This is a genomic window from Enterobacter cloacae complex sp. ECC445, from assembly GCF_021892025.1.
Lineage (GTDB): Bacteria > Pseudomonadota > Gammaproteobacteria > Enterobacterales > Enterobacteriaceae > Enterobacter > Enterobacter chengduensis.
On the sequence record NZ_JAKLRZ010000045.1, the window covers coordinates 14,888 to 27,054 of the forward strand.

Here is a 12,167-nt window from a genome sequence, read left to right on the forward strand (position 1 = left end):
GCTGCCCCACCTTTTACATTACGGTAAATATCAGGCAGGTGTTGAAACCACCAAACCCAATCGTCATGCTTAATCCCGTCTTTCCCGTTAAGGGCTGAGGCTGCGCGGCAGGTAAATTAAAACGCAGGCCTTCAATTGGCTTTTTCAGTTCATAGACCGGAGGGATCGTGCCCGCATTGAGGCTATGAATGAGCGCGATGGCTTCCAGCGCCCCTGTCGCCCCCAGGGTATGGCCAAAATTGCCCTTCGTCGCGAAGACCCAGGGACGATGTGTGAAAAACTGGTTATAGGCATTGCTTTCAACCCGATCGTTGGTCAGGGTGCCCGAACCGTGCGCATTAATCAGCGCAATATCACCAGGCTCAAGTCCCGCCTGCGCCAGGGCACGCTGCAGAGCCAGGCGGATGCCATTGCCTTGCTCATCCGGCGCGGTCAAGCCTGCCGCATCGTTAGACGCACCAGCACCGACAAGCCTTGCCAGCACGCGTGGTGCAGAGCCGCCTTCTCGTTGCAGCACCAGAAAACCGGCCCCTTCTCCGAGAATAGTTCCTTCGTGTGTAGCATCGAACGATTTCAGGGTAGAAAGTGAGAGCGTGCCTAATGCGCTATGGGCCAGACGTTTTGAATCAGTAAGAATATCGGCACCGCCGCATACGCACAGATCGGCTTGCCCCGTCGCAATTAAATGCGCCCCCAGAAGAAGAGCATCCGAGCCCGAGGAACAGGCGGTAGAGAGGGCTATCCCTTCCATTCCCAGCGACTCCGCCACCTCGTTGACCCAGCCGTCGAGAGGCTCCCGGCAAAACGCCTCGCTGTCGAGGCGGAATCCCAGACTGGTTCCGACAATTAAAAAGCGTCGCTCCTCCGGCACTGGTTCTGCTGCCCCCGAATCCTCGAGCGCCCGGCGGGCCGTGCGTTTCGTCAGCCCAATCAATTTTTCGCGCATTTCGGCAGGCCATTCACCCGGCAGCATGGCGGCCAGATCGGTACGCAAGCTTCGATCCGATGGCGCAGGCGCAATACCGGTTTGTTTTTCCAGTAAGGTCTGGAAAACATCCTCGATACGATCGCCAGACGCAGTTGTCCATCCCATGCCGACAACATTGGCGACATACGTTGTAGTAGTCATCATTTTTCCTTTACCGCAAAATAGTACGATAAGCTGGTTAAAGTGAATTAACGATATATCAGTAGAACGTGCGCAAAAACTCGTTTAAAGGTTTATCTTCAAGCGGAGAAGGAAAGAAATTATCTTTAATCTCGCCTGCCGCTAATTCTATCCTTCGTTGATAGGGTTCTTTTTGTAGCCAGCGTGGGCTTTCAATAAAATCAAATGCGATATCTGTTGCATCAAATCCTTCCAGCTCGGCTGGCTTAACCACTTTCCTTCTTTTACGGTCAAGAACCTGTGCATAAGCAGAAATATCAAAATAGCGAATCCGCTCATCTTCCACCACTGCATTAATACAATGCCAGGGGCGGGGTAAATAAAGATAATTCACAAAAATATTTCGAAGAGAATACACTGGCCTGTTGATTATCTGGCTATACAGTATTGCCGATACGTCGGCCATTTCCGAGCAAAAGCAGGGCAAGCGCTGTGTTTGCTCCAGCATTTCACGAAGATAATCCTGAGGCGTCAGGTTACGTATAACCTCGTCGCGAAAATGCTCATAGCGTGAAATATAATAATCCCAGTGCTCCTCAGGGAATTTGAGGCGAACGATGTCTGCCGGCCATGTCTCAAACACGTCGGATTCCTGAAGGACATGACACATTGTTTTTGGAACTTCACGTAAAATATCATCAAGGTTCGCCATGTGATATTTTTCAATGACCGCCCGCGCCAGTTCCCGAAGTTCATCATTCATAACATCACCTTACTTATATTGTGTTAAGGAGGCCGCGCCGCAATAAACAAAGTTTATATTACGCGGCCGCTCGTGGCGTTTGAGCTTTTTCAGCAGGCTGGCACTGTGCTGCTGGCAATTGGTTTCATTGATCACTGATTCATCGCAGGTCAAAACAATATCGAACCCCGCAATTTGATCCCCTTCATTGACAATGTGGGTCTTGCAGGTCATCACCCCTTTTATTTCCCGGCACAGCTGCTTAACGGCGCCGATATTGACTTTCTCGTCCCTGATAACAATAAAATCACTGATTCTGCCTTTGAAAAACAGGAACCCATCAGCGTCCTGGAAGAAGATGTCTCCGGTGCGAAGCCAGCGTTTGCCATCAAGCTCAATGAACGTTTGTCGGTTACCGCGCCCAATGCGCTTGACGAGGAGCGTATCAGAACTAATGAGCAACTCACCCTGCCCGTCCTGGCCGTCTGCACCTGGCAGGATACGCACTTCCGTCTGGTCAATAGGACGTCCGGCTGACGCATAATATCCTCTCCCCAGCAGATGAGCCGGGCAAGTCGACACCCGCGGTCCGGCCTCACTGATGCCATAAGTCAGATATAACTCAAGCCATGGCTGTCGGACTAAAAAGGCTTCCACCTCATTCGGCGCAGCCAGATCGCCCCCAATCGTCAGTTTATTTAACCCCGGCGGAAGCGTTGTTTCCCAGGCGTTCAACTGTCGCAGCAAGACGGGAGTAAGCGAACTGAGGGTCACGCCGTATCGCTGTAAATCATCCAGATAATGGGGTACAGAAAACGGAGGTCCACTGATAACAATTTCGCAGCCCGTCTCCAGGGCAGCAATCATCTGGGCAACCAGCGCGGTGGAATAGCACATCGGCAAACTGATCAATACCCTGTCGCTGGCGCTCATGCCGATACTTTTGGCATGACGCAGCGCGTTACGCCGCAGCGAATCAAAATGATGGACACAGCCGCTGCTGAACGACGACGACGTGCCGGACGTGGCTATCACGACCTGCCCCGACTGTGTCTGTACGGGTCCGCCATCACGGCATTTTCCCACCTGCCAACGCCCGAGGGGTTCGGCTTCGCTTACGCCCAGCTCCTGCCATCGTCCTGGCTGAACCGGCGTACGCACCAGCGCCCCCGCCGCAAAGTCCTCAAGCATCTGCAGGATGCGTTCTGCTGGCGTGAGCGGCGGGATCAGCGCAGGCACAAAGCCGCTGTTGAGGACAGCAAAGAACATATACATCAAGTCCGGGCAGTTCGGCATCGCTATCAGCACCACCCGACCGGGTTCCAGACTCTGCCGCTGCCAGTAATCGACATAGTATTGATAACTCTCTCCTTCAGTGCCGTTGTTCCCCACCGCAGACGTTGCCTGCACCGGAGAAAATAAACCGGCAGGCTCATAGGGAACAAATGCGGCACATTCTTCTGCTCGCGTTAACATTCTCAGGCTCCAAGCTTATTCATAATGAAACGCGAAAGGGTTTGGCACGAATAAAAATTCGCGGGCGAAAACTCTTTATCTTCAACTTTAATATTAAATTCTTCCTCACACTGGAAGCGTAATTCTACAAATCCAATAGAATCCATTCCTACCATTGAGGCGAGACCGGTCTCGTCAGCAATATCTTCGCGCTCGACGTCCAGACCAATACGGTCGGCGATGATTTCTTTAATACGATCGACAATTACAGGCATATCCAGTTTCATAATTTTACCCTTTAATGTTTTCAAGTGTTTTATTTACTACAGCGGAAGATGATTCTTTATTTAACCAACGTAATATTGGCGGCGTGGTTGCCGTTACCACGAGCGCCACGATGACCATAATGGAGTAGACGCGTTGTGAAATTAGATGCAATTCGAGCCCTATAGACAGTACGACCAGCTCCATCAGGCCACGCGTATTCATGAGTGCGCCAATCATGGCGGCTTCACGAAGCGTATAGCCTGAAATACGCGCCCCGAGCAGAGCACCACTGAATTTGGTGATAAATGCCAGTAAGGTGAAACCGATTATCCAGGCAATATCCTGCGTTGCCATACTGAAGTCGAAATGCGTTTTCAGACCGGCACTGACAAACAACACGGGAAGTAAAAGATAGTGCATGAAACCGTTCATGCTCGCATGCCATTGCTTCGCTAACCCGGGGATCCGCGCAAACATGCTGCCCGCCAGCAGGGCACCGAAACCACTGTGCAGGTGAAGGTACTCAGCTCCCCACGCGCTGACCAAAATCCAAAAAATGATCGCCGGAAATCTCATCTCCGGCTTGTGCGCATACCGATTAAGCAGGGGAACAACGACTTTGCCAGTCACCAACCCATAAAGTACCAGGGCTGCGGTCACGACCACGACATACGACCACAGCGAATCAGATTTTCCTTCAACCGCGGCAAAAACGCTGTCCAGGGCCAAAATCCCCCAGCCGGCCACATCGGTAAGAATGGCAGCGGTAATGACGGGGGGAATGATGGCCAGGTGAAGCATTTTTAAATCTTCAATGATTCGCACAATGACCGGCAGAGCGGATACCGCCAGCGCCGTTCCCATAAAGATATTAAATAAAAGACGATCGGTTTGTGGCGCCAGTTCAGCATGGACCGAATTCCCCGCTAACAGGCCACCGATAAACGGGAGCAGCATGCCCAGTAACGCTATTTTTAACGCAGCGATAGTCTGCTTACGACGGCCATGATTATGACCATGAAAATGCGACAACCCAATATCGAACATGAGCAGAATCATGCCCAGATTCGCCAGCTTATCAATGGTTGTCAGCGACTCCTGGCTAAATAAAGACGTTTGAAATGAGAACACAGACATTATCCCGGGAAAGAAAGTCGGTCCCAATAAAACGCCTGCAGCAATATGGCCAATAACCTGTGTCTGACCTATCTGCTCCATAAGTTTGCCTACGACATAACAGGCAAAAACAATTACCGAAAGCTGAATAATAAACATGGGTATCCCCGCCAATGCTAGCGTTGAATTTAATGATATTAAAAGTGTTTAGTTCGAAACGTGGGTGACGCTATTCTCGTTAAAATGCCCTATCGCGGTGGTTATCATCGCTATCATCACCATGACGAGGCTCAGTAAACAGATGCCCTGCCAGTCCCACCTTTCATAAACCCATGGGCCGGTAACGGATCCGGCTGCGCCCAATGCATAATAAAAGAACATATAAAGCGCATAGAGGCTGCTTCTTTTATCCGGATGTAATCCGAGTACCCGGGTCTGGTTAGCCACCTGCGCGGCAAAACACCCTAAATCGAATAATATAATACCCAGCGTAATTCCCGGTAAGGACGCAGGAAAAAGAAACAGTATGGCTATTCCCGCAACCACGAATACCATTCCGCCAAAAATCACGCTGCGACATCCGAAACGGTCAGCCAGTTTTCCCGCATAGTTCGCCAGTACAAGACCAACGATACCCGCCAGGCCAAATAATCCAACAGTTCCCGCAGGCAGATGGAGTGGCGGCCTTTGCAGATGAAGCATAATGGTCACCCATAGCAGGCTAAAGACGAAAAACCATGCCCCTCCGGTGACGGCAGATTCAATAAGCCGCACGTTACGCAGTAAGCCCGGCAGTTGCGCCATGACGCTCAAATACCCCGTCTCCCTTGCGGGTTTAACGTCAGGCAGGCATCTGAAGGACAGCAGCGCCATGGTGGCCATAACGGCTGCGACGATGGCCAGCATTCCTCGCCAGCCAAGCGCATCGGACAGACTGCCGCCCACTAGCCTCGCGAGCAGTATTCCTGCCGAAATGCCCATCGTGATCAGTCCGACCGTAGCGCCTTTTGGCGTAACGTGAAATCCAAGCGCATTCAGCTGCACTGCGCTTGTCGCCATGGCGCCTGTCACCATCCCTGCGCTAAAAAGGAGCAACGGCTGACGGGTCAGTGAAGCGGCGAAGAGCGCAAGTGAGAGGAGAATAAACTGACAAATAATCAGTTTCTTACGGTTAACGCTGTCTCCAAGCGGAACAAGAAACAGTATTCCCAGCATATAACCTATTTGCATGCTCGCCGCGATGAAGCCGGTATAAAACAGAGGCAGCTGCAAAGATGCTGCGATAGCGGGCAATACGGGCTGGAGAATATAGTTATTTGCCATAGCCGTACCGGCCGCGATGCTGGCGAACCAGATAAATAACGGCGAAACCGCATTTTCTTGTGCGATATCACTCATTAATTGCCCCCTGTCTTTTTTTTGCCACAATATCAATTGCAACTTTCATTTTTTTCTCGGGAAACGGTAGGACATGCAATAACGTAAATGCAGGTCGGGAATCACGGAAATAGTGTCCATGGATACGCGCTACCTGCTGCCATTCTTCAATTTCCGTCAGATAAAGCCTGCTTTGTATTACGTCGTCTATTGCATAACCACTGGATTCAAGTATCCCCCTGATCTTATTTAGAACACATTCCGTTTGCCGTGAGATATCATCAGATTCAATCTCACCACAAGAATTAAGAGGTCCCGTTTTCGAAATATATAGCCAACCGTCTGCTTCTACCGCTCGCGAGAAACCGAAAGCCTCCTCCCAGCTGCTGCCGGAAGTAATAAGTCTTTTTGATTCCACAATGTCATGCCTTTCATCACTGGGTGAAACAAACATATTACAACCCGATCAAATTTGTCCAGAAAAAATAACAAAAAAATTAACCAAAATTTAGCAGGTAATTAAGTAAGCGTTTCCTGGATAAGCTGTAAGCACAGCTAACCAATCAACATCCAAATTAATAAAATTAAATGATCGATAAGACGGTAAATATCCCGCAGACAGCCGTAATTAAACGAGTTAAGCATTAAAATAATGACTCTTTTATTTAGCTGGGGGTTTTTACCGCATGCAAATATTCCCCCCCACCTAAAAGAATCATATTTCGTTATTTATTCTTATATGTAACCTCATGGAAAATATGAGAAATATTTAAATATAAGACAACCTTATGACGTCACAGGTTAGGGGTATTCAGCAGGGTATTCTTGAGAACTCGCGGGCAGGAAATTAAACGGTTTCAATAAAAAAGCCTGCTTTAATTGCAGGCTTTTGCTTCTCGTCGACCAGGACGGGTGCTAAAAGGGGCTTAAATCTGATAATCAATCGCCACTTCTTCCGGCTCCATCACCTGACGTTTAATCTCATCAACGGACAGCCCGGCGTTACAGAGTTCGATAAAGCGCCACACATAGTTGCGCTGCAGCTGTCCGCGCTTCAGGCCGAGCCAGACGGTGTTGGCGTCAAACAGATGACGCGTGTCAAGACGCACCAGGTTTCCGTCTTCGCGCTCTCCGCTGGACTGTTCCGCCACCAGGCCAATGCCCAGACCCAGCTCGACGTAGGTTTTAATCACGTCAGAATCCTGCGCGCTCAGCACTACGTCCGGCGTGAGCCCTTTGCGGTTGAAGGCTTCATCAATGCGCGATCGTCCGGTAATGCCCTGGCGGTAGGTAATCAGCGGCCATTTGGCAATGTCTTCCAGAGTCAGGGGCGAAACCTGATTCAGCGGATGATCGACCGGGAGTAACAGGCTGTGATGCCAGCGGAACCAGGGGAACGCCGCCAGCAGCGGGTCGTTGCTCAGGCGCTCGCTGGCAATGCCGATATCCGCCCCACCGTTTTGCAGCAGCACTTCAATTTCCTGCGGCGTCCCCTGGATAAGCTCCAGACGGACGTCAGGGAAAAGTTCGCGGAACGCTTTAATCACCGGCGGCAGGCTGTAGCGCGCCTGGGTGTGGGTGGTGGCGATGGTGAGCACGCCCGAGGCGTCATTGGTGAAGAGGTCAGCCAGACGACGCACGTTGCTGGCCTCGTTGAGGATCCGCTCAGCGATGGTGAGCAATGCCTTACCCGGCTCCGTCATGCCGAGCAGCCGCTTGCCGCGACGGATGAAGATCTCGATGCCGAGCTCCTCTTCCAGCTCGCGAATGTGGCGGCTGACGCCGGACTGAGAGGTATAAAGCATATTGGCGACTTCGGTCAGGTTATAGTCCCGCCTGGCCGCCTCACGGATGATTTTAAGTTGCTGGAAATTCACGATTCACTCCGGCGCATCTGACATAGCCCTATTGTTAGAGTCAGCCGTGCCGCAGAACAAATAATAAAAACCAGCATCTTATGCTTTTATGGAATATCAGCTCACGAGCTGAAGTTCACGGTTCTCAAGCGATGGCTTGCTGACCAGCGACATCAAAATCTCTTTTACCGCCTGCGCCTGCGGCGACAGCGAACCGCGTGCGGACATGTTCAGCGACAGCGGCAGGCTCATCGACGGCGTGGTGATGCGGGCCATCCAGCCGTTTGCCGCACCGCACAGCGAGCGCGCGGCGGATTCTGGCAGAACGGTAACGCCCATGCCGCTGGCAATGGCCGCGGTAAGGGTAGAGATAGAGTCAATTTCGCCGATAATTTTCGCCGTCAGGCGGCGCAGGGAGAACGCCTCGTCCACGCGCACGCGCACGGCGCTGTAGTCGCGCGGCAGGTAGAGGTTCATCTCTGCCACGGCGGTAAGGTCGACGCTCTGTCCCGGGCAGTCGCGGGTGCCCACAAGGTAGAGATCCTCTTTCAGCAGCGGCTGGCTGGTGATCCCGGCGACAGGCGAGCGATCGTAAAGCACCGCCATGTCCAGCTGGCCGCTCAGCAGTTTGTCATTCAGAACAGAACCGCTGTTTTCGTGCAGGTACACCAGCACTTCCGGCAGCTCGGCGCGGACGGCCTGCAGCAGCGGCATGGTGATAGACGATGCGGCCGTTCCCGGTGCCAGACCGATGGAAACGTGTCCGCTCAGGGTCTGGCCGACGTTATTTACCGCCAGCTGCGCCTGTTCGCACTGGCGAAGGATGGTGCGGGCGTGGGTATACAGGATCTTCCCTGCTTCCGTTGGCGTGACGCCGCGTTTGGTGCGTATCAGCAACTGCTGATCCATCTCGCCTTCCAGAGTAGCCACCTGCTGGCTCAGCGCAGGCTGCGCGATATGCAGCACTTCTGCTGCTTGAGTCAGGCTGCCGATATCGACGATTTTTACGAAGTATTTCAGTCGTCTTAAGTTCATTTTGCCCCCTGTTCGAAATGCTGTGCCGTAACCGGCTGTCGTTGTTGAACAGGTTTTGCAATATGAGTGCCACTTTTACCATACGGTCTGAATGGGCCGCTAAGCGCCTGAAAATAAGGAAAGCTAATCATGGACGGGGGTTTTATTACCGAAACAGCAGTTTCCGATCTGCCCCATTAGGGGTACACCCGCACCAAAGCGGTGCATTTCGCTGGCAAAAACATCACTTTGCCGATTTTGTCAGCAAACGATCAAAAGGCGGCGATCCACCCTTTGACAAGGCGAACGGAGGTCGATAATATGCGCCCCGTTCACACGATTCCTCTGTAGTTCAGTCGGTAGAACGGCGGACTGTTAATCCGTATGTCACTGGTTCGAGTCCAGTCAGAGGAGCCAAATTTGAAAAGCCTGCTTTTAAAGCAGGCTTTTTGCTTTTCTGCGCAGGGTAAAATTGTCGGGTGGCGGCTTCGCCTTACCCGACCTACGGGACTGTAGGCCCGGTAAGCGCAGCGCCACCGGGCGAAACGAACTCAATGGCTGAGCTTCACCGGCATCCCTGATCGCCGTTCCAGTTCGGCTCCCGCCCCTTCGTTTATCAGCTGCGTTCGCTGCGCGGCTGAAATGGGCAGAGGCACTTTCCGGGTTGACTCAAATTCCGCTCGATTACGTGATAGTGGCTCGTGAACTTCTACCCAGCGGCTGCCGTCCGGTTCGGTGGTGACTTTAACGGGCCGATCGATAAGCTGAACGCGGGTTCCGATGGGAACATTATCGAAAAGGTATTTGATGTCGTTATTCCGCAGGCGGATACAGCCCTGGCTCACGCGCAGCCCGATGCCAAAATTCGAGTTGGTGCCGTGAATGGCATACAGCCTGCCGATATATATCGCATACAGGCCCATCGGGTTATCCGGCCCGGCGGGCACGAAGGCCGGAAGCGTTTTCCCTTCAGCCGCATAGGCGCGCCGCGTATTCGGCGTCGGAGACCAGGTGGGCCCCTCCTGCTTACGCTCAACCGCCGTCACCCAGTTGCGCGGGGTTTCACGCCCGGCCTGACCGATGCCGATGGGCAATACTTCCACCGTATTGCCGCCTGACGGGTAATAGTAGAGGCGCATTTCCGCCACGTTCACGACAATCCCCTCGCGGACGGTGTCGGGCAAAATGAGCTGCTGGGGGATGACCAGCCGGGTGCCGGGCTGAGGCAGAAAAGGATCCACGCCCGGGTTGGCTTCCAGCATATTGCTTAGGCCCAGCCCGTGCTGCGCGGCGAAAGCCTCCAGAGGCAGCGTGTTGCCCTGCGGAACGGTGACGATAGTCGGGGTTCCCACCAGACGACTGCCTTCCGGCGGTAGGGTATAGGTTACGGCAAATGCACCGGGAACAGCGGCACACAGCGTAAGGACGAACCAGGTAAATCGAATCATAGTTTCCTGCGCTCAAAAAAAGAGAAAGCCCGATCTCCGTCAGGCTTTCTCTGCGTATGCTATCTCGCCTCGGTTTTGCGCCACCTGCGCGTCAGCACCTTTTCCGCCTCGACAATCAGGAACATCACAAAACCAATCAGGAACGTAATGACCCAGTAGCGGAACGGCAGCGCTTCGGTGCCAAACAGCATCTGCATGAACGGCGCGTAAATAATAAGAAGCTGTAGCGCCAGCAGTACGCCGCTCACGATCCAAATCCCTTTATTCTCCAGCAGGCCTTTGCTCAGCGAGAAGCCGTCATTCACGCGGCAGTTAAGCATGTAGAACCACTGCGCGGTCACCAGGGTTTGCAGCAGCACGGTGCGGATAAATTCCGCCGAGTAGCCGCGCGGCTGTAGCCAGGCTTCCAGCACGAAGGCGCTGATGGCAATCATCAGGCCGACAAACACCACGCGCCAGATGGCATAGCCGTCCATCACATGCAGATTCGCCTTGCGCGGTGGCCGGTTCATGATGTCCTTCTCACCCGCTTCAAACGCCAGGCCAAACGACAGCGTTGCCGAGGTGGCCATGTTCATCCACAGGATCAGGACCGGCGTCAGCGGGATGAGGTTCCCCGCCAGCAGCGCGATGATGATCAGCAGGGCCTGGGCAATGTTGCTGGGGATAACGAACAGGATGGTCTTTTTCAGGTTATCGTAAACCCGACGCCCCTCGTGCACCGCGCTGGCAATGGTGGCAAAGTTGTCATCCGTTAACACCATATCCGCGGCTTCCTTGGTGACTTCAGTCCCCTTAATCCCCATGGCGATCCCCACATCCGCCCGCTTGAGCGCCGGAGCGTCATTTACGCCATCCCCGGTCATCCCCACCACTTCCTGTTTACTTTGCAGGGCCTGCACGAGGCGGAATTTATCCTCCGGGCTGGTTCGGGCGAAAATATCGTACTGCTGCGCGGCGTCGCTCAGCTGACGATCGTCCATCGCCTCCAGCTCACGTCCGGTGATAGCGCTTGCGGCGTTGCCAATCCCCAGCATTTGCCCAATGCTCATCGCCGTTTGCGGGTGGTCGCCGGTGATCATCTTCACGCGGATCCCGGCCTGCAGACAGTCGGCAATCGCGGTAATGGCCTCCGGACGCGGGGGATCCATCATCCCGGCGATACCGAGCAGAATAACGCCATCCTGCAGGTCAGGGTGATCCAGCTCACGCTGTCCCTCGCGGGCGGGTTTCCAGGCCGCAGCCACCATGCGCAGCCCCTCGCGGGCATACTCTTCAATCTTCCCTTCCCAGTATGGCTGATCGAACGGCTGCAGCCCGTCATTCGTCTGCTGGAACTGGCAGAGGCGGAACAGGACGTCCGGCGCGCCGGTGAGTAAAATCACCTCTTCTTCGCCCAGACGGTACAGCGTGGACATGTATTTATACTGCGAGTCAAACGGGATTTTACTGCGCATTTCGGTATCCAGCGCGGGAAGCGGGATTTTCGCCGCCAGCACCTTCAGCGCGCCCTCGGTCGGGCCGCCGGTTATTTTCCACAGCCCCTGCTCGTCTTTGATCAGCTGGCTGTCGTTACAGAGGTCGATGGTGCGCAGGTAGCGTTCCAGCAGGGAACCCTGCGTCACGCTGACGGGCGTCGGATCGTCTACGGGGTGAATATTGCCGACCGGCTCGTAGCTTTCTCCCTCCACGCGATAGGTCGTATCGGCGGTAATCACCGCCTTGACCGTCATTTCGTTCATGGTCAGGGTGCCGGTTTTATCCGAGCAGATGACCGTCATTGC

At 53.6% G+C, this 12,167-nt stretch carries 11 protein-coding genes and 1 tRNA gene; 1 reads left to right on the forward strand and 11 read right to left on the reverse strand.

What is annotated here, in order from left to right:
* Positions 1 to 13 precede the first annotated feature (13 nt).
* The 9 genes from L6R44_RS23665 to nac all read right to left on the reverse strand — a co-directional run bounded on the left by L6R44_RS23665 (position 14) and on the right by nac (position 8,956).
* Positions 14 to 1,129 carry a beta-ketoacyl synthase N-terminal-like domain-containing protein gene (locus L6R44_RS23665; RefSeq protein WP_237425584.1) on the reverse strand — a complete coding sequence of 372 codons (1,116 nt, stop codon included), beginning with the start codon at positions 1,127 to 1,129 and terminating at the stop codon, positions 14 to 16.
* 58 nt (positions 1,130 to 1,187) lie between these two features.
* Positions 1,188 to 1,871 carry a hypothetical protein gene (locus L6R44_RS23670; RefSeq protein WP_237425585.1) on the reverse strand — a complete coding sequence of 228 codons (684 nt, stop codon included), beginning with the start codon at positions 1,869 to 1,871 and terminating at the stop codon, positions 1,188 to 1,190.
* Between the two features lie 9 nt (positions 1,872 to 1,880).
* On the reverse strand, positions 1,881 to 3,326 hold the full coding sequence (locus L6R44_RS23675) for a class I adenylate-forming enzyme family protein (protein ID WP_237425586.1): 1,446 nt from the start codon (positions 3,324 to 3,326) through the stop codon (positions 1,881 to 1,883).
* Positions 3,327 to 3,328: 2 nt separating this feature from the next.
* Entirely contained in the window at positions 3,329 to 3,592 is a 264-nt protein-coding gene (locus L6R44_RS23680) for an acyl carrier protein (protein ID WP_032641510.1), read from the reverse strand.
* Positions 3,593 to 3,596: 4 nt separating this feature from the next.
* Complete coding sequence (locus L6R44_RS23685) at positions 3,597 to 4,847, reverse strand: cation:proton antiporter (RefSeq protein ID WP_237425587.1); 1,251 nt, start codon at positions 4,845 to 4,847, stop codon at positions 3,597 to 3,599.
* A 48-nt stretch (positions 4,848 to 4,895) separates the two neighbouring features.
* Entirely contained in the window at positions 4,896 to 6,086 is a 1,191-nt protein-coding gene (locus L6R44_RS23690; protein ID WP_237425588.1) for an MFS transporter, read from the reverse strand.
* The gene (locus L6R44_RS23695) at positions 6,079 to 6,519 is read right to left on the reverse strand and encodes a Rid family hydrolase (protein ID WP_045890546.1); all 441 of its coding nucleotides are present in this window, start codon (positions 6,517 to 6,519) and stop codon (positions 6,079 to 6,081) included. Before L6R44_RS23695 ends, L6R44_RS23690 begins: the two co-directional genes overlap by 8 nt.
* 472 nt (positions 6,520 to 6,991) lie before the next feature.
* A complete protein-coding gene (gene cbl, locus L6R44_RS23700) occupies positions 6,992 to 7,942 on the reverse strand; it encodes an HTH-type transcriptional regulator Cbl (protein WP_237425589.1) in 951 nt (316 codons plus the stop codon).
* A gap of 96 nt (positions 7,943 to 8,038) precedes the next feature.
* Entirely contained in the window at positions 8,039 to 8,956 is a 918-nt protein-coding gene (gene nac, locus L6R44_RS23705; protein WP_045328137.1) for a nitrogen assimilation transcriptional regulator NAC, read from the reverse strand.
* Between the two features lie 320 nt (positions 8,957 to 9,276).
* Here nac and L6R44_RS23710 point away from each other — a divergent pair.
* Positions 9,277 to 9,352: transfer RNA gene (locus L6R44_RS23710), tRNA-Asn, on the forward strand.
* Positions 9,353 to 9,486: 134 nt separating this feature from the next.
* Here the strand turns inward: L6R44_RS23710 and ldtA are convergent.
* Together ldtA and L6R44_RS23720 are read right to left on the reverse strand one after the other, a co-directional pair.
* On the reverse strand, positions 9,487 to 10,383 hold the full coding sequence (gene ldtA / locus L6R44_RS23715; RefSeq protein ID WP_237425590.1) for a L,D-transpeptidase: 897 nt from the start codon (positions 10,381 to 10,383) through the stop codon (positions 9,487 to 9,489).
* 59 nt (positions 10,384 to 10,442) lie between these two features.
* Positions 10,443 to 12,167, reverse strand: a 1,725-nt coding sequence (locus L6R44_RS23720) for an HAD-IC family P-type ATPase (RefSeq protein ID WP_237425591.1), incomplete at its 5' end; no start/stop codon positions are given.